This is a genomic window from Candidatus Microbacterium phytovorans (assembly GCA_029202445.1).
Lineage (GTDB): Bacteria > Actinomycetota > Actinomycetes > Actinomycetales > Microbacteriaceae > Microbacterium > Microbacterium phytovorans.
Genome location: CP119321.1, coordinates 1,161,161 through 1,185,594, shown reverse-complemented (window position 1 = coordinate 1,185,594; position 24,434 = coordinate 1,161,161). Strand labels below are relative to the sequence as shown.

Genomic DNA, 24,434 nt, shown 5'->3' with positions numbered 1-24,434 from the left:
GAGCGTCAGCGCCCGTCGCTCTGCGTGGTCGTGAGCTGGAGCAGTCCCTCTCCGACGATGGAGAGGGCACCGAGCACGGCGGGGGAGGACTGCGTCTCCTGGATGAGCGACCGGTAGGCGCTCGTCACGGCATCCCGCTTCACCGGGTCGGCGACGGCACCGCCGGCCAGCACGCGGGGCACCAGAACCGTGCCGCCCGCGCGCACCAGGCGCAAGCCGTGCTCGACGTACTCGATGGCGCCCTCGGCGTCGGCGTCGACGAGCACGATGTCGTAGGAGGCCTCGTTCATCCGGGGGAGCACATCGGCTGCCCGTCCGGCGATGAAGCGGGCGCGCGCCGGGGGGATCTTCGCCTCGGCGAAGGCGCTGCGCGCGGCGGCGAGGTGTTCGGGCTCGATGTCGATGGTCGTGAGGGTCGCGCGGGGGGAGCCGCGCAGCAGCCACAGGCCCGAGACGCCCCCTCCCGTGCCGATCTCGACGATGTTCAACGCCGCGGTCGCCGCGGCGATGACGGCGCACTGCGCTCCGACGGGTGCGCTGACCGGATCGGCGCCCAGTTCGAGCGCATGTGCCCGGGCGCGTGCGATCGACTCCGGTTCGACCGTCGCCTCATCCGCGAACCGGCGGATCGCCTCGAAATCGCGGCTGGACTCGTTGTCACGCATGTGCTGGACCTCCTCTGCCAGGGTAGGCCGCGTGGGCGCCGTGGACACCGAGGCGCACGGGTAACCTTGAGCCATGTTCTTCGGGATCGACATGGAGAAGATCGTCATCATCCTCGTGGTGGCGGCGCTTCTGCTCGGCCCGGAGAAGCTGCCGCACTACGCGGAGCTGCTGGCGAAGTTCACGGTTCGCGCACGCGACTGGCTCCAGGGGGCGCGCTCACGCGTCAAGGACGAGATGGGCGAGGACTTCGACGACATCGAGTGGCGCAAGCTCGATCCCCGTCAGTACGACCCGCGTCGGATCATCCGCGATGCGCTGCTGGATGACACGCCGCCGCCGGCACGCGCTGCCGCCATTGCGCCGGCGATCGTGGCTCCCGTGGCATCCGCTGCTGAGGCCGGCGAGAGCCCGAGCGCGCCTCGACGGCGCACCGCCGACGAGCCCGTTCCGTTCGATTCCGAAGCCACCTGACCCGTCTCAGGCGGGCGTGAAGGGGAGGGAACGGCCCGACAGCCCGCGCGGCCTGGCCGCAAGGGCGATGGCGATCTCGGTGAGCGCGCGTGCGGCCGGGTCGCCCGGATCGGCGACCACGACGGGGACCCCCTGATCAGCGCTCGTGCGCAGCGGCGCGCTCAACGGGATGGAGCCCAGCAGCGGCACCGTGGTCTCGGTGCTGAGGGCCGCCGCGACGGCTTCGCCCCCACCACTGCCGAACAGGTCGAGGGTCGTGCCGTCGGAAAGCGTGAGCGCCGCCATGTTCTCGATCACCCCGGTGACTCGCTGCCCCGTCTGACGGGCGACGAGGCCGCTGCGGACGGCGACGTCGGCGGCCGCGGCCTGGGGCGTCGTGACCACGAGCACCTCGGCGTGCGGGAGGAACTGGCCGACCGAGATCGCGATGTCTCCCGTTCCGGGCGGCATGTCGAGCAGCAACACATCGAGATCACCGAAGTAGACGTCCGTGAGGAACTGCTGAACGGTGCGATGCAGCATCGGCCCGCGCCAGGCCACGGCGCCCGCCGTGGGGGAGTCGCGGGGGAGGAACATGCCGATCGAGATCGTCTTCACGTCGTAGGCGACCGGCGGGAGCATGAGGTCATCGACACGTGTCGGCGCAGGCGGGAGCCCATCGGGGCCGACGAGACCTAGCAGACCGGGGATGGAGAATCCGTGCACATCAGCGTCGATGAGGCCCACGGCAAGGCCCTGCTGGGCCAACGCGACGGCGAGATTCGCGGTCACGGTGGATTTGCCGACGCCCCCCTTGCCGCTCGTGACGGCGATGACGCGGGTGAGCGAGTCGGGGCCGAACGGCATCCGTCGGGGTCCGCCTCGCAGACGCTCGGTCAGCGCCGATCGCTCGGCGGGAGTCATGACACCCACCGAGACGACGACCTCGTTGACCCCGGGAACGGATGCCGCGGCCTCGCGCACGTCACGTTCGATGCGGTCGGCGGCCGGGCAACCGACGATCGTCAGCGCGATGGCGACGCGCGCCTGGTCGCCTTCGACGACGATGTCGCGCACCATGTCGAGTTCGCCGATCGGACGGCGCAGTTCAGGATCGGCGACATCTGAGACGGCGCGGCGCACGGCGGCCGCGGTCTTCTCGTTGCTCACAGGCGGGCGTCGTCGGTGACTGTCGCGTCGCGCGAGTCGAGCTGTTCCACGACGCGGGCGAGTTCCTGGCGCAGTGTCTCTCTCGTGACCAGCTCTCCCGTGAGGTCGGTCAGAGCCATGCGCAGCGCCACGACCTCGCGCGCGAGGTACTCGGTGTCGGCGAGGTTGCGTTCGGCGCGCTGGCGGTCCTGCTCGATCTGCACCCGGTCGCGGTCGTCCTGGCGGTTCTGGGCCAGCAGGATGAGGGGAGCAGCGTAGGACGCCTGCAGCGACAGGACGAGGGTGAGGACGGTAAACCCGTACTCCTGGGAGTCGAACCGGAGCCACTCGGGCATCAGCGTGTTCCACGAGATCCAGCCGATGCAGAACAGCGACAGGATGAGCAGGAACATCGGCGTGCCCATGGCCCGCGCGATCCACTCGGTGAAGCGACCGAACCGATCACGCGACGGCTGGGGAGCGCGCCGTGTCGTGCGGCCGAGGGGTGCGTCGAGGGACGCCTGACGGGTCGTGCGCGCCATCATCGCCTCCTCGCCGCGCTGATCGGGGCCGCCTGCCGCGGGGCGGGCGCGTCGTCACCGTCGTCGTGGGAACGCCAGTCCTCCGGCAGGAGGTAGTCCAAGACGTCATCGACGCTCACGACCCCCACGAGCCGATGAGCAGCGTCGACCACGGGCAGGGAGACGAGGTTGTAACTCGCCAGCAGCCGCGCGACCTCGGCGGCCGAGCCCGTGACCGGTACGGCATCGACGGTGTCGTCGATGATGGCACCCAAACGCTCGTGCGGCGGGTAGCGCAGCATCCGCTGGAAGTGGACGGTACCGAGGAGGCGCCCCGTCGGGGTTTCGTACGGGGGCAGAGTGACGAAGACGGCCGCGGCCAGAGCGGGGTGGAGTTCGTGGCGCCGGATCAGCGCCAGCGCCTCCGCGACGGTCGCATCGGCCGATAGCACGATCGGCTCGCTCGTCATCAGACCACCGGCCGTGTCGGACCCGTACTTGAGCAGCTCGCGCACGTCCTCGGCCTCTTCGGGCTCCATGAGCTCCAGCAGATCCTCCCGTTGCTGCTCGGGAAGCTGGGCGAGGACGTCTGCGGCGTCGTCGGGCTCCATCTGGTCCAGGATGTCGGCGGCGCGCTCGTCACCGAGCGCCTCGAGAATGTGGACCTGCTCGTCTTCGGGCATCTCCTCGAGCGCGTCGGCGAGACGGTCGTCAGGCAGTTCCTCGGCCACCTCCAGCAGGCGCTCCTCAGGGAGGTCGAGCAAAGTGTTGGCCAGGTCGGCCGCCTTCAGCTCGGAGTAGCTCGCCACGAGCTGCTCGGCGGACTGCGCCTCGCCGGGCGTGGACTGCTCGCGCACGTCGCTCCACTGGGCGAAGGTCGTCGGTCCCTTGGCGAAGGGAGAAGCGCTCGTCTTGGGCTTGCGCAGGAAGAGCTGTCCGATGTCCCACTCGCCGAGGCGATTGCGCTCGATCGCGGCATCTTCGATGACCGCCTCGCCCGATCCGTCGCGGAAGAAGATGCGGCGCCCGAGCAGCTCGGCCATGACGCGCACCTCACCGCCGCGCTGCTGGAAGCGACGGACGTTGATGAGGCCCGTCGTGATGACCTGGCCCGTCGCTATCGATGTGACGCGCCCGATCGAGAGGAAGACGTGACGGCGGCCGGGGATCTCCACCACGAGTCCCACGACGCGTGGTGGATCGTCCTTGCGGAAGATGACGACGACGTCCCGGACCCTGCCGAGCCGGTCGCCGGCGGGGTCGAAGACGGCGCACCCGACCAGGCGCGCGACGAAAACCCGCTGCGTACTCACTCGTCCAGCGTAGTCCGCGACCGCCACGAAAGCGGTGACCGCACCGGGCTACTCGGGAGTCGGGCATGACAAGATGGAGAACGTGAGCATGATGGGCGGCACTCCGCAGGAGCACGGCGAGACGATCGCCGAATACTCGTCGTACGAGGGCGCCCAGAAGACGGTGTCGCGCCTCATCGCCGGCGAGATCCCGGCGAAGGACATCGCGATCGTCGGTCGCGGACTGCGGTCCGTCGAGACGGTCACGGGCCGCCTCGGGTACGCCGCCGCCGCACGGTCGGGCGCCATCAACGGCATCCTGCTGGGTCTGCTCTTTTCCGCCATCTTCGTGCTCGGCACTCCGAATGCGGCCATCCAGCTGTTCGTGGGCGTGATGCTCGTGGGCATCGCGATCGGCATGTTGATGAGCATCATCACCTACTCGGTGTTGCGCCGTCGCCGTGACTACACCTCGATCACGCAGCTCATCGCCGACCACTACGACGTGACCGTGCTGCCGAGGTCGCTCGCACGTGCACGGGAGATCGCCGGCGTCGCGGCAGCTCCGGCCGCACCGGCGACGCCGATCATCGACTCCCGCGTTCCCCCCCAGTACGGAGAGCGGATCGACCCGGCCCCCGACCCGACGCCCGAAGCGCGCGCCGCCGCCGACCCGGACGCGCCGACTCCGGAGACGCCGTCGGGGTCGTGACCGGTTTCGAGGTCGACCTGCCGGCAGGACGCACCCGTGTCTCTGCCCTCGTGCTGGCGCCGGCCGATCCGGTCGCGGTGGTCCTCCTCGCCCACGGTGCGGGCGCCGGCATGGAACACCCGTTCCTCACCGGTCTCGCCGATGCGCTGGAGCAGGCCCGATTCGCGGTCGTGCGCTTCGTCTTCCCGTATCTCGAGGCAGGCCGACGGATGCCGGGCCCCGCAGCCCACGCCACGGCGACGTGGATCGCGGCGATGCGGGATGCCGAGCGGCGCTTCCCCGGGTTGCCGGTGATCGCGGCCGGGAAGTCGTACGGCGGACGCATGGCGTCGATGGCGGCTGCCGAGGGGCTCATCGCTCCCGCAGGGCTCGTCTACCTGGGCTACCCGCTGCATCCGCCCGGCGCCCCCGAGAAGCTCCGCGCGGCACACCTTCCCGCGATCACCGCGCCGCAGCTGTTCGTCGAGGGCACGCGCGACCCCTTCCTCCAGCCTCTGGAGCAGTTCGCCGAGGTCGTGGCTCACTGTCAGCTCGCCGAGGTGGTGTGGATCGAGGGTGGCGGGCACTCCTTCGACGTCGCGGGGACGAAGCGCCCTGCCTACGAGATCGGGGCCTCGCTGGCCGGACCCGTCGCGGATTGGGTGGCACGCCAGGGCATCGCGTGAGGGCCCTCGCCCCGGAGTCGGAGCCGAAGCCTCTGTGCAGCGCGGCGTCAGCGTCCGGCGGCGTACCCGGACATCCCTCGTGCGTTGGCCGCGGCCCACAGTACCGGGGCTCCGGATGCCAGGCGCCGCCGGCGATCGATGCCGACCGCCGACAGCCTGCCGAGGGTCCAGTCACCCGCACGTCTCACGTCGTGACCGCGCTCGATCAGCCCGGCGATGACATCGTCGCCGAGGCGGTCCTCCGCGACCACCCCGGCCGGATTCCAGGTGCGCGGCCAGAAGGAGTCGATGAGAGCGGTGGTGTGCAGGGTCGGTGCGTCGATCGCCTCCTGCGCGGTGTAGCCGCCGACGAGCATCCGCAGCAGAAGGGGGAGCTGCCATTGATCCTGCTGGTCACCTCCGGGCGTGCCGAGGGCGGCGACGGGGAGCCCGTCCTCCAAGAGCAGGGTCGGAGTGAGCGTCGTCCGCGGACGCGCGCCGGGCCGCAACGCGGAGGGCGACTCGGGGTCGAGCCAGCACATCTGCAGGCGCGTGCCCAGGCAGAAGCCGAGTTCGGGCACCGTCGGCGACGACTGGAGCCACCCGCCAGAAGGTGTCACGGCGACGATGTTCCCCCAGCGGTCCACGACGTCGATGTGACAGGTGTCGCCTCGGGTCTCGCCGCTGGACGACACCGTGGGCTCTCCCGTCCCCGAATCCGCAGCGGATGCCGTGAACAGCGGTGGGCGGTGAGGCGCTTCACCCGTGGGGGAGCCTGGACGCCACTCCTGCGAGGCCTGTGCACCGAGGAGAGTGCGCCGACCGTCCAGGTACGCATCGTCGAGCAGCGGGCTCGGATCGACGCCGTCGCCGAAGTGCGCGTCTCGATCGGCCAGGGCGAGCTTGAGCACTTCGATGATCGTGTGCGCGCCATCGACGGTGGACGGGTCGAGGCGGTCGTCGGTCATCGGCTCCAGAAGGCGCAGCGCCTGCAGCAGCGCCGGACCCTGCGTCCACGTCCCCGCCTTCGCGACCGTGCGGCCGCGGAACGTCGCCGTGACCGCCGGCTCGTACGAGGCGGCGAGGGAGTCGACGTCCGCATCGGCGAGGACGGCGGCGTGATCAGTTCCCGTGGAGTGCCGATGAGGGTGCGCGAGGAAGGCGACGGCGGCGTGCAGGATCGTCCGCCAGCGCGCGCGGGCGGCGTCGATGCGAGCACCCCGATCGCCCCCGGCCGCCGCGGACGTGTCGGCGAGATCCTGCAGGACGTCGGCATAGGCGGGGTTGCGCACGAGATCGCCGCCGCGGGGCGCGGTGCCCTCCGGCATCCACAACGCCGCGGACGTCGGCCAGTGCGCACGGAAGAGTTCTGCCACTCGTCCGATGGTCGCCGCCGCTGCGGGGAGGAGCGGGTGACCCTCGCGCGCATAGGTGATCGCGGCGCCCAGCACGTCATCGAGGTCGAGGGTGCCGTGGTCGCGCAGAAGCAGGAGCCACGCGTCGACGGCGAGCGGAACGGCGGCCGCGAGCCCGCCCGCGCCGGGCACGAGCTCGAGACCCTGCGCGCGGAAGTGCGCGATCGTCGCACCGCGGGGAGCAGCGCCCTGGCCCATGAGGACCGTCGGAGCGGTCGCGCCGGCAGTCTGGAAGATTCCGACCAGATCACCGCCGGGTCCGTTGAGGTGCGGCTCCACCACGTGGAGGACGAACCCGCCCGCCACGACCGCGTCGAACGCGTTCCCGCCGCGCTCGAGCACCGCCTGCGCCGCACCGGTGGCGAGCCAGTGCGTCGAGGCGGCGAAGCCGTGTACGCCCTCCAACTGAGGGCGTGTCGTCGTCGTCGGCGGAGGGGTGTAGCTCACGCGGTGAGCCGCGCGATCCAGGCCTCGACCTCGTCCGCGGTGCGAGGGATGCCGGCGGAGAGGTTCTCGGGTCCGTCCGCCGTCATGAGGATGTCATCCTCGATGCGCACCCCGATTCCACGGAACTCCTCCGGCACGGTCAGGTCGTCGATCTGGAAGTAGAGACCGGGCTCGATCGTGAACACCATCCCCGCTTCCAGGATGCCGTCGTAGTACATCTCCCGTCGGGCCTGGGCGCAGTCGTGCACGTCGATCCCGAGGTGGTGGCTCGTTCCGTGCACCATGTAGCGGCGGTGCTGGCCGCCGTTGTCGGCATCCAGCGCCTCCTCGGCCGAGACGGGGAGCAGACCCCATTCCGCGACGCGCGCCGCGATCACACGCATGGCCGCCTCGTGGATCGAACGGAAGGTCACGCCGGGGCGCGCTGCCGCGAAGGCGGCATCGGCGGCTTCCCGGACGGCTTCGTAGATCTTCCGCTGGATCGGCGTGAACGTGCCCGATACCGGGAGGGTGCGGGTGATGTCGGCGGTGTAGAGGCTGTCGACTTCCGCGCCCGCGTCGATGAGGATCAGGTCTCCGGCGACGACGGGACCGTCATTGCGCGTCCAGTGCAGATAGCACGCGTGCGGCCCGGAGGCGGCGATCGTGTCGTACCCCTCGCCGTTGCCCTCGACCCGTGCTCGGTGGTGGAAGATCCCTTCCACCGCACGCTCGCCGCGCGGCGTCTGCGCGATGCGCGGGAGGTCGGCGACGATGTCGTCGAATCCGCGGGCGGTCACCGCGACGGCCTGCCGCATCTGCTCGATCTCGTACGCGTCCTTCACGAGCCGCAGCTCCGAGACGAACCGGGTGAGATCCGCGTCGGCATCCAGCACGACATCGCCCTCAGCCGGTGTGAAATCGTCGAGGTGCGCCGTCGCGATGCCGAGGTCGGCTGCCACGCCGGCCAGCGCCGGACGCGGGCCGATCCAGAACTCGCCGACCGTGGCATCCGCGTAGAACTCGGCCGTCGTGCGATCTGCGCGCTCACGCAGGTACACCGTCGCGGTGTGGCCGTCGTCCGAGGGGTCGAAGACGAGGACCGAGTCGGGGACGGCGTCGGACGCCCAACCCGTGAGGTGGGCGAACGCGGAGTGCGCACGGAACGGGTAGTCCGTGTCGTTGGAGCGCTGCTTGAGCGAGCCGGCGGGGATGACGAGGCGCCGCCCCGGGAACGCCGCGGAGACGGCCCGGCGCCGAGCGGCGGCATAGGGAGCCTGCGCGCGTTCCACCGGGGTGGCGTCGGGCCGTTCCGCCCACCCCGTCGAGATCGTGTCGAGGAAGCCCTGCGGGAAGGGCTGCTTGCGGTTCGCGTTCTCCTGCGGCTCTGCCGTGGCGGGGGTGTCGGCGATCGTGTCGCTGTCGCTCGTGCTCATGGCATCCAGTCTCGCACTTCGCCGCCGGTCAGTCAGCGCCCGCGCGTTCGAACTGCACGATGACCGGGCGATGGTCGCTCCCGGCATCGTCGAGGGTGCCGAGGACGACGGATGCCACGGGCTTCCACCGGTCGGTCGCCATGACGTGATCGATCGGCGTCCCCAGCAGTGAGGGCCACGTCGTCGACCAGGTGCCGACCGCGCCGTTGCCCGTCTCGCTGGTCGCATCGTGGCAGCGACCGAGCGTTCCTCCGTCGGTGCCCAAGCGGTCCATGTGATCGACGGTGGCGTTGAAGTCGCCCGCGAGGATGACGTCGTCGGCCGCGCACTGGTCGGCGATCCACTGGAGGTCGCTGCGCCACGCATCCATCGCGTTCTGGCGGGGAGCGACGGCGTGCACGGCGACGACGATCGGACCCTCGCCCTCCACGGGCATCGCGACGACGCTCGGCACGGCGGACGTGTTGGTCGTGCCATCGGAGGAGGACTCGACCACGGCGTAGTCGCCCAGGTCCGGGGAGATGAGCAGTGTCGTCGAGTTGGCATCCCAGTCGGGGTAGTCCTCGCGGTCGCCGAAGTCTTCGTGGTGCGCCCACATCGGGTGCCCCATCTCGCGCATCGCGACGGCGACGTCCTCGCCCGTCTCGATCGTCGTCTCCGGCAGCGCGACGATGTCTGCCTGCATGGCGACGGCGGTACGCGCGATGATCGCCGGGTCGGTCGCTGCGCCCGCCGTGTTCCAGGTCATGACGCGCAGGGACCCGTCCGTCTTGCTCGGGAGCGTAGCCGCGCCGGTGCCGCGCGCCAGCATGATCGCCGCGTTCGCGCCGGACGCGACGAGCGCCACGATCAGCACCGACACCGCGAATCCTCGCGCCGTGCGCGCCAGACACAGCAGCAGCGCGAGCAGGGCGACGAGGCCGAAGGCGAGCACGAGGGGCCCGCGGAGCGACACGATCTGGGCGAAGGGGAAGGCCCGTTCGAGGCGGAAGAACTGGGGCCAGGTGACGATCGCGGCAGAGATCGCGAAAGCCACCGTCACGAGGATCCCGAGCAACCGCAGCACGGCCCCGACTCTAGGACAGCAGGCTGGGAGTTCCCGCCATCGCGCTACGCTCGTGGTCATGTCGGAAAGCGGTGAACCCCGGGTCGATGCGGCCCGCGCTCACCGCCGTTTCGCCGGTCCGAGCGATCTGCACCTGCACTCCGATCACTCTGACGGAACAGAGCCGCCGGCCACCGTGATGGCCGCCGCTCACCGGCATGGACTCCGCACCGTTGCCCTGACCGACCACGACACGACATCCGGGTGGGCTGAAGCGGCCGAGGCGACGGGGTCGCTCGGGATGACCTTCCTGCCGGGCATGGAACTCTCCGCGCGACACGAATGGCGGAGCGTGCACGTGCTGGCCTACCTGTTCGACCCCGACGACCCGAGTCTCCGGGCGCTCACCGAACGCATCCGCGACTCGCGGCTGACGCGGGCGCGGGGCATGGCCGACCGCATCTCGCGCGACTACGACCTGCACTGGGACGACATCGTCGCTCAGACCGCGACCGGTGCCACCGTCGGGCGACCGCACATCGCGGACGCGCTCGTCGCGAAAGGGTTCGCACGTGATCGCGGCGACGCCTTCGCCGGCATCCTTCATCCCGCCAGCGACTACTACATCGACCTCTTCGCGCCCGATCCGGTCACGGCGGTCTCGGCGGTGACCCGCGCCGGGGGAGTCGCGATCATCGCGCATCCGGCAGGTCGCGCCGGTCTCCTGCCCGCGCGACTCACGCGGGACATGCTCGACGCGGGTCTCGCCGGATACGAGCTCGGGCATCGGGAGAATCAGGAGCCCGCGCTGGCGCGGCTGCGCTCTCTCGTGGCCGAACGCGACCTGATCGTCACGGGCTCCAGTGACTACCACGGGTTGGGCAAGCCCAACCTGCCGGGGGAGAATACGACCTCCGACGACATGGTCGCAAGGATCGTGGACCTCGGCTCGGGAAGCGACCCGGTATACCCCTGACGGGGCAGGTGTCAGGCGCCGGCGACGGCCGTGCCACCACCGGATCCGCCGCGACGGCGACGTCGACGACGGGCGGCGGCGGGCTTGCCGTCGTGGTGCTCCTTGCCGGAGCCGTCGTGCGTTCCCGCGCCGTCGGCGTCGCGCCCGCTCCCGGCATCGATCGCCACCGACGCCTCACCGCGCGAGGAGGCGGACGCCTCTTCCGCGAAGGTGGAACCGACGCGTGCCTGGTCGGAGCCGGTGCGGCGACGCCGGCGACGTCGCGTTCCCCCCTCGCTCGTAGCCTCCGCTGCGGCATCCGCGGCCCGTGCGGGCTGCGTCGTGCGGATCGTCTGGGTCTTCGGCGCGGTGGCGATGCGGCCCTTCGTGCCGGCGGGGATGTCGAGCTCCTCGAAGAGGTGCGGGCTCGACGAGTAGGTCTCGACGGGCTCGGGCTGCCCGAATTCGAGGGCGCGGTTGATGAGGGCCCACTTGTGTAGGTCCTCCCAGTCCACGAAGGTCACCGCGATGCCGGTCTTGCCGGCGCGGCCGGTGCGTCCGGCACGGTGGAGGTAGGTCTTCTCGTCGTCGGGGATGGTGTGGTTGATCACGTGCGTGACGTCGTCCACGTCGATACCGCGCGCGGCCACGTCGGTCGCGATGAGGATGTCCTTCTTGCCGGCCTTGAAGGCCGCCATCGAGCGCTCGCGGGACTCCTGACTCATGTCGCCGTGCACGGCGCCCGCGTTGAAGCCGCGGTCGTTGAGTTCGTCGACGAGGCGCTGGGCGGCGCGCTTGGTGCGGGTGAAGACGACGGTCTTGCCGCGGCCTTCGGCCTGCAGGATGCGGGCGATGACCTCGTCCTTGTCGAGCGAGTGGGCCCGGTAGACGAGGTGGCGGATGTTGGCCTGCGTGAGGCCCTCGTCGGGATCGGTCGCCCGGATGTGGATCGGGTTGGACATGAAGCGGCGGGCGAGTGCGACGATCGGACCGGGCATCGTGGCCGAGAACAGCTGCGTGTGCCGGACGGGAGCGACCTTCGAGAAGATCTTCTCGATGTCGGGGAGGAATCCGAGGTCGAGCATCTTGTCGGCCTCGTCGAGCACGACCTCGGTCGCGTTCGAGAGGTCGAGGAGGCGCTGATTGTTGAGGTCGATGAGGCGGCCGGGGGTGCCGACGACGATCTGCGCGCCCGCCTTCAACTGGTCGATCTGACCTTCGTAGGCCTTGCCGCCGTAGATGGCGACGACGCTCGTGGCGCGATTGGACGTCAGCATGTCCATGTCTTCGTAGACCTGCACCGCGAGCTCACGCGTCGGGACGACGATCAGAGCCTTGACGCCCGGCGCGGGGTCGAGGCCCAGACGCTGGACGACGGGGATGCCGAAGCCGAAGGTCTTGCCGGTACCGGTCTTCGCCTGGCCGATGATGTCCTGACCGGGCAGGCCGAGCGGGATGGTCTGCTCCTGAATGGGGAACGCGTCAACGATCCCCTTGGTGGAGAGAGCATCCACGATGTCCTGGTCGACGCCGAGTTCGACGAATGTCGTCACTTTTCCGTGCCTGTCTGGCGGTGAGAAGCCGCCGGGTGATGGGGTCCACGCCCTTCACTCAGCCACAGGCGCGGGGGTCCCGATCCGACGCCGGGACCTGCCCAGCCTATCCCAGGGGGTCACCGCCTCACGCGGGCGCCTCCCGCGTGGCGCGCGGCTTCGGCCTAGGCTGTACCCGTGGTGAGGTGGTTCTGGCAGCGCGGGCACGCCCCCGATCGCACACTCCGCGTGCGTTCGCGCGGCGATCACGGTGACGTCTCGCGCGTCGATTTCGAAGAGCTCGCCCCCGACATCGACACGTTCCTCGGGCAGGCCGCGTACCTGCAGCTCGGCTACTTCGAGACGCTGAGCGAGCTCATCGCGCCGACACCCGACCTCACCCACAAGGAGTCGCTCTCTCTCGCTGCCGGGTCGGCCCTGCTGAAGCACAGGGCACTCGTGGAGGTCATCCGCGACCGCGGCGACGATCCGCTGGATCTGATGCTGCCCTTCCGCGAGCCGCTGGATGCGTTCCGGCGGGCCACCCATGGGGCACGGCCGCTGGAGACCATGCTCTCCGTGCACATCACGGCCGGCATGCTCGACGACTTCTACCGCTCGCTCTCGGCCAGCTACGCCTCGACGGGTCGCCGCGTGGCAGACATCCTCGACCGCGATGACGATCGTGACGCGCTCGTCCAGATCATCACGGCTGCGATCGCGGCCGATGCGGAGTGGAAGTCCCTGCTCGCGCTGTGGGGACGTCGGCTGGTCGGCGACACGCTGCTCATCGCGCGTGGGGCGCTGCGTCCGCAGTCGCTGGATGCGGCCGAGGAGAAGCGGGTGGAGCCGGTCTTCACGGAACTGCTCGGGGCGCACTCGCGCCGCATGGCACACATGGGCCTGGACGCCTGACGGCATCCCTCGCGATCAGGCGATGCCGAGGCGCACGCGCTCACGAGCATCGTGAGCGGCGCGCGTGCGCGTGAGCAGAAGCAGAGTGAGCGGCACGACGACGAGCGGCGCCGCGAACGACACGAGCCACAGCCACGGATTCAGCGTCGTGACACCGACCCAGGTGAGGACGAGCCAGACCAGGCCGCCGGTGAGGGCCCCCAGCAGCGGTGCCAGAGCGACGCCACGTGCATCGCGACCCGACTGCACGAAGTGCAGGAGGCCGCCGACCGCCGCGCCGAACACCAGCGCGATGATGATCTGCATGTCAGGCGACGAAGCCGACGCGACGGGACTGGTCGGTGCCGACCTCGACGAAGGTGATCGCGGCCGTCGGCACGACGAAGGAGTTGCCCTTGGAGTCGGTGAAGGAGAGGTGGCTCGTTCCCGCCTCGAGCGCGCCGGTCACGGCGCTCTTGACGGCGTCCGCCGACTCGTCGGACTCGAAGCTGAGCTCTCGCGGGGTGTTCGCGAGGCCGATACGGATCTCCACGGTGACTGCCTTTCCGGCACGTGATCTCACGCGCCACTTCGACTCTACGACACCGCTGAGTGTCGGGCGCTGCGGCTAGCGTGGATGCCATGCCGCTCCTTCCCGTCCGGGCCGTCGACGACGCCCAGCGCGCGATCGTGGAGCTGCCGCCCGAGGCCTCCGGTGTCGTGGCGGGGGCAGCGGGCACCGGGAAGACGTCGACGATCCTCACGCGCACCGCCCGCCTGATCTCCGACGGCGGGATCACGCCGGAGGAGCTCGTCGTGCTGACCCCGACCCGTCCCGCGGCGACGGCGCTGCGTGACGATCTCGCGCTCGCGGTCGGCGTGGCGACGGCAGGACCGCTGGCGAAGTCGGTGGCCGCCCTCGCCTTCCAGATCGTCCGATCGGTACTCGTCGCCGCCGACGCCGACCCGCCCCAGTTGCTCACCGGTCCTGACGAAGACCGCATTGTGCAGGACCTGCTCGCGGGCGACGCCGAAGACGAGGCGACGGGCCCGTCGCGGTGGCCGTCGTGGCTCCCCTCCGAGGTGCGCGCGACCCGTGGGTTCCGTGCCGAGGTGCGCGCGTTCCTCGCCGAGATGACGACGCTGGGAATCGATGCGCCCGCTCTTGCGCGGCGTGCCGCAGAAGACGACGTCGAGATCTGGCGTTCGTTGGCCGGCTTCGCCGCCGAGTACCACGACGTGCGCGCGCGGATGCGCGGCGCGCACAGGGATGCCGCGGGCCTCCTGCGTGAGGCTGTCCGGCTGCTGCGTTCGCTGCCGTCCGATGCGCGGGAGCTCGGCGCCGTCTCGCGGCTGCGGGTCGTCCTCGTCGACGATGCGCAGGAGCTCACCAGGGGCGGGGTGGAGCTTCTCGAAGCGCTGCGCGATCGCGGCGCGAGCGTGCTGGCCTTCGGCGACCCCGACATCAGCTCGGGGTCGTTCCGCGGCGCCTCGCCCGAGAACTTCGCGCGCCTCGCCGCGTCGCTTCCCGTGCACGTCCTGCCGAAGGTGCACCGCGGTACGGGCGCGCATCGCGACCTCGTGGCGGAGGTGACCTCCCGGATCGGTGCCGGCGGCATCGTCTCGCATCGGCGACCACCCGGCGGAGAGGACCACGCCGCCGACGTGCGTGCCTCGGTGCGTGTGCGCACGCTGCGGTCGACAGCCGAGGAGTACGACACGATCGCGCGCCTGCTGCGTGAACGTCATGTGCACGACGGCGTGCCGTGGGCACAGTGCGCCGTGATCGCCCACGACGCACGCCAGGTCGCCGCGCTCGAGGATGAGCTGGGTGCGCGCGACGTGCCGACCGGCGCGACGGGCCCCACGCGCACTCTCGCCTCCTCGGCCGCGGTGCGAGACCTGCTGTGGGTGGTCGAGCTCGCCGCTGTCGACCCCGACGTCTGGGAGCCCGACGACGTCGTCGACGTTCTGCGCGCCACGGGACTGGACACCGTCGAGTTGCGCCGGCTGCGCACGGCTCTGCGGCACGATGCACTGCGGCGGGAGGAGCCCGACGAGTCGGCGCCGCGTGAGCTGCTGCTGTCGGCGATGCGGCATCCGCTCGAGTTCGAACTCCTCGACACACGTGAAGGGCGTCGCGCGGCCCGCGCAGCCGAGACGCTCGGCCTGGTCCGCGCGCAGATCGCCGAGGGCGCCACGGCCCACGAGCTGCTCTGGACGGTGTGGGAGCGTTCGGGCCGCGAGCGCGCGTGGCACGAGACGTCGCGCGGACACGGCCCGCTCGCCGAGCAGGCGGGTCGCGACCTGGATGCCGTCGTCGCGCTCTTCCAGGCCGCTAAGCGGCACGGCGAGCGCGAAGACGGCACGTCGCCCCTGGACTTCCTGCGTGGCGTGCGCGACTCCGATGTCGCGGAAGACCGCTTGAGTGCGCCCCTGCCGCCCCAGGCAGTGCGCGTCATGACCCCCGCCGGCGCGCTCGGCGCGGAGTTCGACACCGTCGTGGTGGCGGGCGTCCAGGACGGGGTGTGGCCCAACCTGCGCGTGCGCGGGAGCCTCCTGGAGACGTGGCGTCTCGGGCTCGCGGCCGGCATCGACCCCGCCACCGTCGATCGCCGGCGGGGGGTGCTCCACGACGAGCTCAGACTCTTCGCCCGTGCGGTGTCGCGGGCACGGTCCCTGTTGATCGTGACCGCGGTCGACGACGACGACACCGGCCCGAGCGCGCTGTTCGAGCTCCTCCCGTCCACGTCGCCGGCTCCGGCATCCGCGGAGCATCCGCTCTCGTTGCGGGGCCTCGTCGCTCAGCATCGTCGCGCGCTCACCGCCGACGGCGTGCCGCCGGCGGTTCGGCGCGACGCGGCCGGTCAGCTCGCTCTTCTGGCCGACGCCGGGGTGCCCGGCGCGTCGCCGGAGCACTGGTACGGGCTCGCTTCGCCGTCGACGACCACGCCGCTCTACGACCTCGAGACGGAGCCTGCGCGCATCTCGCCGTCGAAGCTGGAATCGATCGACGAGTGTCAGCTCAATTGGGTGATCAGCGATCTCGGCGGCGACGGTGCCAGCGTCACGGCAGGTCTCGGCACGTTGATCCACGCGGCGTTGGAGCATGCCGAGGGCGGCGATGACGCGGCGCTCTGGACGCTCGTGGAGCAGCGGTGGGGTGAGCTGGAATTCGAGGCGGCGTGGATCGAACGAGCCGAACGCACCCGCGCCCGCGACCTGATCTCGCGGCTGGCTCGCTATCTGCGTGACCGGGAGACCGACGGCACGCGCCTCCTAAGCGCCGAACCACACTTCGAGCTCGAGGTGCCGGTAGAGGGTGCGGCGATGCCGGCCGTCATCAGTGGGACGGTCGACCGGGTGGAGCTCACGCCGTCGGGCACGGTCGTCATCGTCGACCTGAAGACCGGGCGCACGCAGGCGACCGGCGCGGCCGCCGCCGCAGCGCATCCTCAATTGAGCGCCTACCAGCTCGCTCAGGAGCGGGGCGCGATCGCGGCGGCGGCCGGGATGCCGACGGGCGGCGCGAAGCTCCTCGTGCTCCGGCAGACCCGCACCACGCCCTACGCCACTCCCACGCAACCGCCGTTCGACGACGAGACCCGCGAGGCCTTCCTCGCCCGCATCCGCGACGCGGTCCAGGTGATCGGCGCGCGCGAGTTCCTCGCTCCCTACGAAGCCCACTGCCGTGACGATCACACTCGCGGCCTGTGCCGCATCCACACCGTCGGGGCGGTGAGCGCGACGTGACGGCATCCGTGCCCCTTCTCTCTCCGCGCGTCATCGCCGCGGCCCTCGGACAGTTCCCGCCGACCGACGAGCAGGCTGCCGTGATCTCTGCACCTCTTGCGCCTGCGCTCGTCGTCGCCGGCGCGGGCAGCGGCAAGACCGAGACGATGGCGGGCCGTGTCGTGTGGCTCGTCGCCAACGGCCTCGTGCGTCGCGATCAGGTGCTCGGTCTGACGTTCACGCGGAAGGCAGCCGGCGAGTTGGCCGAGCGCATCCATCGCCGGCTTCAGCGATTGGCGGAGTTCGAGCGGCGCGGCATGCTGTCGACACTTCCGGAGCTCCACGCCGAGGGCCGCCTCGACGTGTTCGCGCGGATCGAGCGTGCGGGAGCGGGGGATGGCGCGCGCCGGGTGGCGCTGGACGCTCTTGCGCCGGGTCTCGCCGTCGATCCGGATCCCGATGCGCTCCTGCACCGCCCGACCGTCGCCACCTACAACAGCTTCGCGGACGCCATCGTGCGCGAGAACGCCGTGCGGGTGGGGCGCGACCCCGAGGCCGTGGTCCTCAGTGAGTCTGCTGCCTGGCTTCTCATGCGTCGTGTCGTGCACGATGCCGACGATCCGCGACTGGACGGGATCGAGTACCGACCGTCGACCATCATCGACGCCGCCCTGCGGATCGCTCGGGATGCCGCCGACAACCTCGTCGACCTCGATGAGCTCGCCGCATTCCCGGCAGGGCTGGCCGAGATCCGTGATCGACCGTCGGCGCGCCGTGGCCAGGGGGTGTACGCCGAGGTGGAGAAGGCCCTCGGCGCGATAGACGGCCTGGGCGTGCTCACGGCGCTCGCTCGAGAGTATGCGCGTCAGAAGCGGCGGCGGGGGGTGATCGACTTCTCGGATCAGGTTGCGGGAGCGCTCGAGATCGCTCAGCGCCACCCCGCCGTGGCGACGGAGCTGCGCGATAGATTCCGGGTCGTGCTCCTCGACGAGTATCAGGACACGTCCGTCGTGCAGAGTGATCTGCTCGCGACGGTGTTCGCGGGCACCGCGGTCATGGCCGTCGGCGATCCTCATCAGTCGATCTATGGCTGGCGCGGCGCGAGTGCGGGAAATCTCGGCGGCTTCCGGGCCGCGTTCGCTGAGGGAGGGGAGTCGTCCGAGTACTCGCTGCTGACGAGCTGGCGCAACAGCGAGGCGGTGCTGGGGGCGGCGAACGCCGTGCTGTCTCCGCTGTCCGAGCGGTCGCCCGTGCGGGTCGACGCGCTGCGTGCACGTCCCGAGGCTCCCGCCGGGCGCGTCGAGGTCGCCTTCGATGAAGACGTCGACGCGGAGGCGGAGCGCGTCGCCGCGTGGTTCGAGACGTTGAGGGCGACCCGGTCGGAGACAGGGCGCGCGACGACCGGCGCTGTGCTGTTTCGCGCGAAGAAGCACATGGTGCGCTTCGCGGACGCCCTCGCGCGCCGGGGGATTCCCCACCGCATCCTGGGGCTCGGCGGCCTGCTGTCGACTCCGGAAGTGGTCGACGTGGTCTCGGCGCTCCGCGTCATCAGCGATCCGACGGCCGGTTCGGCGCTGATTCGGCTGCTCTCGGGGCCGCGGTGGGCGATCGGACTCGCCGATCTGCGGGCCCTCGCGAGCCTCGCCCGGCGACTCGTCCGGCACGACACCGCTCTGCAGCCCCTCGACGCCGACGTCGTGTCGCTCATGCGTCGCAGTGATGCGGCGTCGCTCGTCGACGCCCTCGACTGGATCGTCCGGCAACCGGCCGGTCACGGTTGGCTCGACGGATTCAGCGATGCGGGCATCGAGCGGCTGCGCGACGCCGGGGCCGTGTTCGCGGGCTTGCGCAGAGCGATCGGACTCCCGGTGCCCGATCTCGTGCGACTCATCGAGATCGAACTGCGCCTGGACATCGAGCTGGCCGCGAACGAAGCGCGCGGTCCGGCACGCATCGCCAGTGACCAGTTGCGGGCCTTCGTCGACGAGCTGCACGGGTTCCTCGCCACCGATGACTCCGGCTCACTGTCCGCATTGCTCGCCTGGCTCGACCGGGCGGAACGACTCGACGAGTTCGCGCCGCGTACGGAGCCGCCCGAGGAAGACGTGGTTCAACTGCTCACGATCCACGGCTCGAAGGGCTTGGAGTGGGATGCCGTGGCGGTCGTCCGCTGCGTCGAGGAGGAACTGCCGGCGAAGGCACGAGACGGCTTGGGTTGGCTGCGCTTCGGCGTTCTGCCCTACCCGTTCCGCGGTGACCGCGGCTGGCTCCCGCGCCTGCGATGGTCCCTCGACGACGCGCCCACGCAACAGGACGTGCGCGACGAACTCGCCGTGTTCCGCGCGGAACTCGACGAGCGTCGGCAGGATGAGGAGCGGCGGCTCGCCTACGTCGCGGTGACGCGAGCGCGCGATCACCTCCTCTTGACGGGCGCCTCGTGGTCGGGCACGCGCTCGGCACGCCGCGCCAGCCGCTATCTCATCGAGATCGCCGATGCGCTCGACCTCTCGCTGGAACTGCCAGAAGATACGGGGGAGAACCCCTATCTCGACCAGCAGCGTCTGCTCGCCTGGCCGATGGACCCGTTGGGCTCCCGCCGGTCACGGGTGCAGGCCGCCGCCGATGCCGTCGCCCGCGCGCAGAGAGATCCGCGCCCTGCGCCGTCACGCGATCTGTCGCTCCTCCTAGCCGAGCGCGACGCCCGCCGGGCCGGGCCGGCCCCGTCGGCGCCGACACGGATCCCGGCGTCGCGGTTCAAGGACTTCGTCGGGAACTACTCGGCGGCTGCAGCGGCGGCAGCCCGTCCGCTGCCGGAACGCCCGTACCGGCAAACGCGTCTGGGCACCCTCTTCCACGCCTGGGTCGAGCAGCGATCGGGAATCAGCGGTGCCGGCGCGTCGGACGACGATGGCCTGTGGGAGCAGGACGACGATGCCTTCATCGGATCGTCGGCCGATCAGCACGCTCTCGCCGAGCTGAAGGAGCGGTTCCTGGCATCCGAATGGGCTGACCTGCAACCGATAGAGGTGGAGACGGAGATCGACTTCACGGCCGACGACCTGCTCGACGACGGCGCTCCACACGTCGTCATCTGCAAACTCGACGCGGTGTACCAGCGCGACGGCCGCATCGAGATCGTGGACTGGAAGACCGGCCGCCCGCCTCGCACAGCCGCCGAACGCGCCGAGCGCATGGTGCAGCTAGAGCTGTACCGCCGGGCGTATCACGCGAAACACGGCATCGCGCTGTCCGACATCGATGTCGTCCTCTACTACGTGGCCGACGACCTCATCCTGCGCGGCTAGAGCGCGGGCGTCAGGCGGTTTCGGTCCAGCGGCGCAGCGCGTTGCGGGCCGCGGCTTCGGGATCGTCGTCGTCCGCGTGCGCGGCCGTCGCATCGCCGGCGGGCTCGGGCCGCACCCAGTCCGACAGCTCGAGGGGAGCGGTCTCGTCTTCGCTCGGCGCCGATGATCCGGTGTCGTCCGCGGTGTATTCGGAGAGGGCGTCGGCGTCGTACGTGTCGGTCTGCATCGACGTGTCGACGGCCGCAGCCTGCGGCACGCGCCCGATGGCAGCGAACGCGTCGTCGACGGTGACGGAGTCCTGCGCGAGCGGGGGAGCGTCTCGCACGCTTTCGTCGAGCGCCTCGAGCAGGGCGACGGCGTCGGCGACGACGCTCTCCGAACCTGCGGCGTGGCCGTGGACGAGCCACGAGGCGAACTCCAGTTCGGCATGGAGCCGCGCACGCTCTGACAGCGCTCCGTCGACGGCGCGGGGGGAGGAGACGGCGTAGGCGTCGAGCACATCGGTGCGCGCATCGGGAGCGGAGGCGAGCCATCGAAGATCGACCGCAGGGTCGCCCACCGACAACCCGCCCCACTGCAGAAGGCCCGTGATGCGGGGGACGTCGTCGGCATCGTCTTCGAACAGGAACGATGCCGGGTCGACGCCGCCGAGGACGACCGTCGTCTCGAATCGCCAGAGTTCGTCGGCGGCGACCGCAGCGCTCCAACGTCGCAACAGGCCGAACGGGAGCGCCCCGGTGGCCTCGGCGCGGTCGAGCAGCCGCTCGGCCTCCGCACGCACCTGGGCGGCATCGAGCGCCGGCAGGCCGCCGTCGCGGACGACCGAGGTGGGCAGAGCGTGCACGGCGGCGATGGCGGCAGCGAGTTCCGTTGCGACTCCGGGACCGGGGGGCACGTGGCCCGCGTCGACGCGGTAGCCGGGCAGCCACGAGTGCACGACCACCGGGCGCGCGTCGAGCACCGTGTCGCCCAGGATGACGGGCGCGGCCAGCGGCAGCACCGCGCGCACCCCCGCGGTGAGAGCCTGCAGGGCGCGAGCCTCCCCGCGGAGGTCGCGATCGGCGTCGGCATCGGTGGGCACACGGACGACGACCTGGCGACCGTCGTCGAGCGTCGCCAGCGCGCTGTCATACCGCCCGGCAGCGTTCTCGGAGAGAGCGGCGACGCTCACCACGCCCGCCCGAGGCAGAGCGGACGTCACCGACGCGGCTAGAGTGAGGGGTGAGCGTGCCATGCCCCCCAGGGTAGGCGGGGCACGTCTCGGCGCCTCCGCGCCACGCCCGCAAGAGAGGTCCTCGATGTCGCCGAAGGACACCCCGCATACGCCTCCGTTGGCGCGCGCATCGCACGATCGAGCCGCCGACGAGCGCCTGGTGTCCGATCTCGTGGCGAAGCTGCGCAAGGATTCCGCGAGCCGCGTACTCGTGGTGTGGGGAGATCAGGCCCCGCTCGCGCCGACGGGCTCGCTCGCGTTCGTGGCGCCGGATGCCGTCAGAGGAGAGGCGGCCTGGGCCTTCCTCGGCAGGGATGCCGGGGGCGCCGCCCTGCTCGTCGCCGCGTTCGACGCCGACGCCGAGGCTCCCGTCCCGACACCGGAGTGGGGGGCGCTGCGCGCGGTGGGCGGCGACCTGCCGCCGGAAGAGGCATCCGTGTTCGTGAACGCGCTGGCGCTCGGCCGGTGGCTGCTCGATTCGCGGTACTGCCCGCGATGCGGCGGGATCACGGAACTGCGAGCGGCGGGATGGTCGCGTCGGTGCACGGTGTGCGGGCGTGAGCACTTCCCGCGCACCGATCCTGCCGTGATCGTGGCCGTCACCGACGCGTCCGGCGATCGCCTGCTGCTGGGCAAGAACGCCCGCTGGGCGCAGCGCAACGTGTACTCCGCCTTCGCCGGGTTCGTGGAGGCGGGCGAGTCGCTCGAGTCCGCCATCGTGCGCGAGATCGCCGAGGAATCAGGGGTTGTCGTGCGCGGCATCCGCTATCGCGGCTCGCAGGCGTGGCCTTACCCGCGCTCGCTCATGCTCGGGTTCCATGCGGTCGCGGACGATCCGGACGCTGCTCGGGCGGACGGCGAGGAGATCGTGGACGTGCGGTGGTTCACCCGCGCCGAGCTCCGCGCGGCTTTCGACGGCGCCGGCGATGTCCAGCTGCCGGGGGCGGCCTCGATCGCTCACCGTTTGATCCGCGACTGGATCGATGCCGACGAGGATCGGCCGTGACGACGGATCCGCTCGACGGACTCGACGACGCGCAGCGGGAGGCGGCGGCGACGCTGCGCGGACCGGTGTGCGTCCTGGCGGGGGCCGGGACCGGCAAGACGCGCGTCATCACGCACCGCATCGCCCACGGTGTCGACACCGGCGCGTACTCCCCGACGAGGGTGATGGCGGTCACGTTCACGGCGAAGGCCGCGGGTGAGATGCGCGGCCGGCTGCGCGCTCTGGGCGTGGCGGGTGTCGCGGCCCGGACCTTCCACGCGGCGGCGCTGGCCCAGCTCAATCACTTCTGGCCGCAGGTCGCCGGCGACGTCGCCCCCACGATCCTGTCGGGCAAGGTGAAACTGCTCGGTCAGGCAGCGGATGCCTTGGGCCTCCGCCTCGACGGCGCGACGCTGCGCGATGTCGCCGCGCGGATCGAATGGCGAAAGGTCACGCTCAGGTCGATCGAGCAGGCGGCGCGCGATCGACCCGACGCGGTCGGGGGCGTCGGCATCCAGGCGCTCGTCGACCTTCAGCACGCGTACGAGAAGCTCAAGGACGAGCGACGCCAGCTCGACTTCGAAGACGTGCTGCTCGCCTGCGCGGGGATGCTGGAGGCGGAACCACGCGTGGCGGCGCAGGTGCGCGAGCAATATCGGCACTTCACGGTGGACGAGTACCAGGACGTCTCGCCCCTGCAGAACCGACTTCTCGAACTCTGGCTCGGCGACCGGCGCGACCTGTGCGTGGTCGGCGACGCGAGCCAGACCATCTACTCCTTCGCGGGAGCCGACCCTCGGTACCTGCTCGGCTTCGGCGACCGGTATGCGGACGCCACCGTCGTGCGACTCGAGCGCAACTACCGCTCCGATCCCGGCATCCTCGACGTCGCGAACGAGCTCATGCGCGGGAGGCCCGGCGCGCTGCGATTGCACTCGGATGCCGAGACCACGGCGGCCCCGGAGGTCACCGCCTACCCCGACGACGTCGCGGAGGCCCGCGGTGTGGCGGCGCGGATCGCCGATCTCCTGGCGGCTGGCGAGGATCCCGGCGACATCGCGGTCCTGTACCGGGCCAACGCGCAGTCTGCCGAGCTCCTCGCCGCGCTCGCGGCCCGAGGCATCCCTGCTTCCGTGCTCGGCGGAACCCGCTTCTTCGACCTCCCCGAGGTGCGCCAGGCGTTGTTGGCGCTGCGCGGTGCGTCGGTCGCGCCCACGGAGGGCGGATTCGTCGCCGCGGTGAGGGACGTGCTGCGCTCGCTCGGGCTCACCGACGAGCCGCCGGCCGCGGGGGGTGCGCTGCGGGAGGCGTGGGAAGCACGCTCGGCGCTGCTGCGCCTGGCCGAGGAGGCTCCGGAGGGGATGACACTCCGTCGGTTCACGGACGGCTTGCAGGCCCGCGCCAAGGATCAGCACGAGCCGACGCTGCGCACGGTCACCCTGGCGACGCTGCACGCGGCAAAGGGACTGGAGTGGCCGCACGTCCATCTGGTCGGGTTGTCGGAGGGGCTCCTCCCGATCTCGTACGCGATGACGTTCGAGGCGGTCGACGAGGAAAGGCGACTCGCTTACGTCGGGATCACGCGGGCCGCGCGAACGCTGTCGCTGTCGTGGGCTCAGGCGGCGGGGCATCGAGAGCGGCAGCGCTCGCGGTTCCTTCAGGAGATCGGCACAAGCACTCTGCGTGCGGGCGATGCGCGCGCCAGGTCCGGCGCACGCTCGAAGACGACACGCTGACCGAGTGCGACACGTCGTGATGACGACCGTCGGGCGGCTCGACCGGTGACGCACCGCGCAGCATACGGGCGGCGAGGAGCGCCGACTCCTGGAGTAGCGCAGGATCGGTGGGCGTCGGAGCGCGCGAGAGGAGCTGCGCCGCGATGACCGGCCACGCGGAGTCGGCGTCGCGCCGGTGCGCATGCCGGCACGCTTCGCACGCGGTGCGGCCGGGTACGACGAGCGGACCGACGGTGACCCGGTCGCCAGAGAGCTCCACGGGCAGATGCACGATGTCGGCACGGATGAGCTGTGCCACCCGACGCGGGTCGAGGAGACGGTGGGCC

20 protein-coding genes are annotated in these 24,434 nt (G+C 71.1%); 9 read left to right on the top strand and 11 right to left on the bottom strand.

Going from position 1 to position 24,434, the window contains the following annotated elements; translation table 11 throughout:
- Positions 1-5: 5 nt before the first annotated feature.
- Positions 6-665: a class I SAM-dependent methyltransferase gene (locus tag P0Y48_05690; GenBank protein WEK14692.1), complete on the bottom strand. Its 660-nt coding sequence runs from the start codon at positions 663-665 to the stop codon at positions 6-8.
- 73 nt (positions 666-738) lie between these two features.
- On the opposite strand from P0Y48_05690, the gene P0Y48_05685 reads away from it, so the two are divergent.
- Positions 739-1,137 (top strand): twin-arginine translocase TatA/TatE family subunit, encoded by a 399-nt coding sequence (locus P0Y48_05685; protein ID WEK14691.1) that lies wholly within the window; start codon positions 739-741, stop codon positions 1,135-1,137.
- 6 nt (positions 1,138-1,143) lie between these two features.
- Here the strand turns inward: P0Y48_05685 and P0Y48_05680 are convergent, their stop codons facing one another.
- The 3 genes from P0Y48_05680 to P0Y48_05670 are packed head-to-tail and all read right to left on the bottom strand — an operon-like array spanning position 1,144 to position 4,099.
- Positions 1,144-2,286, bottom strand: coding sequence for an Mrp/NBP35 family ATP-binding protein (locus P0Y48_05680; GenBank protein ID WEK14690.1), 1,143 nt, complete (start codon positions 2,284-2,286; stop codon positions 1,144-1,146).
- Positions 2,283-2,807 carry a DUF1003 domain-containing protein gene (locus P0Y48_05675; GenBank protein ID WEK14689.1) on the bottom strand — a complete coding sequence of 175 codons (525 nt, stop codon included), beginning with the start codon at positions 2,805-2,807 and terminating at the stop codon, positions 2,283-2,285. The genes P0Y48_05680 and P0Y48_05675 overlap by 4 nt, the downstream gene beginning before the upstream one ends.
- The gene (locus P0Y48_05670; GenBank protein WEK14688.1) at positions 2,807-4,099 is read right to left on the bottom strand and encodes a CBS domain-containing protein; all 1,293 of its coding nucleotides are present in this window, start codon (positions 4,097-4,099) and stop codon (positions 2,807-2,809) included. Before P0Y48_05670 ends, P0Y48_05675 begins: the two co-directional genes overlap by 1 nt.
- Before the next feature lie 82 nt (positions 4,100-4,181).
- Between P0Y48_05670 and P0Y48_05665 the strand changes: the two genes are divergently transcribed.
- The gene (locus tag P0Y48_05665; GenBank protein ID WEK15013.1) at positions 4,182-4,790 is read left to right on the top strand and encodes a hypothetical protein; all 609 of its coding nucleotides are present in this window, start codon (positions 4,182-4,184) and stop codon (positions 4,788-4,790) included.
- A 50-nt stretch (positions 4,791-4,840) separates the two neighbouring features.
- Positions 4,841-5,455 carry a dienelactone hydrolase gene (locus tag P0Y48_05660; GenBank protein ID WEK15012.1) on the top strand — a complete coding sequence of 205 codons (615 nt, stop codon included), beginning with the start codon at positions 4,841-4,843 and terminating at the stop codon, positions 5,453-5,455.
- A 47-nt stretch (positions 5,456-5,502) separates the two neighbouring features.
- On the opposite strand, the gene P0Y48_05655 is transcribed toward P0Y48_05660, so the two are convergent.
- From P0Y48_05655 to P0Y48_05645, 3 genes are read right to left on the bottom strand one after another with little or no spacing between them, the layout of a single operon-like run.
- Positions 5,503-7,296, bottom strand: a complete 1,794-nt coding sequence (locus P0Y48_05655) for a gamma-glutamyltransferase (protein ID WEK14687.1) — start codon at positions 7,294-7,296, stop codon at positions 5,503-5,505.
- Positions 7,293-8,711 (bottom strand): aminopeptidase P family protein, encoded by a 1,419-nt coding sequence (locus P0Y48_05650; protein WEK14686.1) that lies wholly within the window; start codon positions 8,709-8,711, stop codon positions 7,293-7,295. Before P0Y48_05650 ends, P0Y48_05655 begins: the two co-directional genes overlap by 4 nt.
- 28 nt (positions 8,712-8,739) lie before the next feature.
- On the bottom strand, positions 8,740-9,777 hold the full coding sequence (locus tag P0Y48_05645) for an endonuclease/exonuclease/phosphatase family protein (protein WEK14685.1): 1,038 nt from the start codon (positions 9,775-9,777) through the stop codon (positions 8,740-8,742).
- Between the two features lie 58 nt (positions 9,778-9,835).
- Between P0Y48_05645 and P0Y48_05640 the strand changes: the two genes are divergently transcribed.
- Complete coding sequence (locus P0Y48_05640) at positions 9,836-10,732, top strand: PHP domain-containing protein (GenBank protein WEK14684.1); 897 nt, start codon at positions 9,836-9,838, stop codon at positions 10,730-10,732.
- A gap of 11 nt (positions 10,733-10,743) precedes the next feature.
- On the opposite strand, the gene P0Y48_05635 is transcribed toward P0Y48_05640, so the two are convergent.
- A complete protein-coding gene (locus P0Y48_05635) occupies positions 10,744-12,264 on the bottom strand; it encodes a DEAD/DEAH box helicase (protein ID WEK14683.1) in 1,521 nt (506 codons plus the stop codon).
- 177 nt (positions 12,265-12,441) lie between these two features.
- Here P0Y48_05635 and P0Y48_05630 point away from each other — a divergent pair, with 177 nt between their 5' ends.
- A complete protein-coding gene (locus tag P0Y48_05630) occupies positions 12,442-13,158 on the top strand; it encodes a ferritin-like fold-containing protein (GenBank protein ID WEK14682.1) in 717 nt (238 codons plus the stop codon).
- A gap of 15 nt (positions 13,159-13,173) precedes the next feature.
- On the opposite strand, the gene P0Y48_05625 is transcribed toward P0Y48_05630, so the two are convergent.
- The gene (locus P0Y48_05625) at positions 13,174-13,464 is read right to left on the bottom strand and encodes a hypothetical protein (GenBank protein WEK14681.1); all 291 of its coding nucleotides are present in this window, start codon (positions 13,462-13,464) and stop codon (positions 13,174-13,176) included.
- A gap of 1 nt (position 13,465) precedes the next feature.
- The gene (locus P0Y48_05620) at positions 13,466-13,690 is read right to left on the bottom strand and encodes a DUF3107 domain-containing protein (protein WEK15011.1); all 225 of its coding nucleotides are present in this window, start codon (positions 13,688-13,690) and stop codon (positions 13,466-13,468) included.
- An 89-nt stretch (positions 13,691-13,779) separates the two neighbouring features.
- On the opposite strand from P0Y48_05620, the gene P0Y48_05615 reads away from it, so the two are divergent.
- Both P0Y48_05615 and P0Y48_05610 read left to right on the top strand, forming a co-directional pair.
- Complete coding sequence (locus P0Y48_05615; protein ID WEK14680.1) at positions 13,780-16,890, top strand: ATP-dependent DNA helicase; 3,111 nt, start codon at positions 13,780-13,782, stop codon at positions 16,888-16,890.
- Positions 16,851-20,174 carry an ATP-dependent DNA helicase gene (locus tag P0Y48_05610; GenBank protein ID WEK14679.1) on the top strand — a complete coding sequence of 1,108 codons (3,324 nt, stop codon included), beginning with the start codon at positions 16,851-16,853 and terminating at the stop codon, positions 20,172-20,174. Before P0Y48_05615 ends, P0Y48_05610 begins: the two co-directional genes overlap by 40 nt.
- A 10-nt stretch (positions 20,175-20,184) precedes the next feature.
- Here the strand turns inward: P0Y48_05610 and P0Y48_05605 are convergent, their stop codons facing one another.
- Positions 20,185-21,408, bottom strand: coding sequence for a phosphotransferase (locus P0Y48_05605; GenBank protein WEK14678.1), 1,224 nt, complete (start codon positions 21,406-21,408; stop codon positions 20,185-20,187).
- Between the two features lie 64 nt (positions 21,409-21,472).
- On the opposite strand from P0Y48_05605, the gene nudC reads away from it, so the two are divergent.
- Positions 21,473-22,393 carry an NAD(+) diphosphatase gene (gene nudC, locus P0Y48_05600; GenBank protein WEK14677.1) on the top strand — a complete coding sequence of 307 codons (921 nt, stop codon included), beginning with the start codon at positions 21,473-21,475 and terminating at the stop codon, positions 22,391-22,393.
- A complete protein-coding gene (locus tag P0Y48_05595; protein WEK14676.1) occupies positions 22,390-24,108 on the top strand; it encodes an ATP-dependent helicase in 1,719 nt (572 codons plus the stop codon). The genes nudC and P0Y48_05595 overlap by 4 nt, the downstream gene beginning before the upstream one ends.
- The last annotated feature ends 326 nt before the right edge of the window (positions 24,109-24,434 follow it).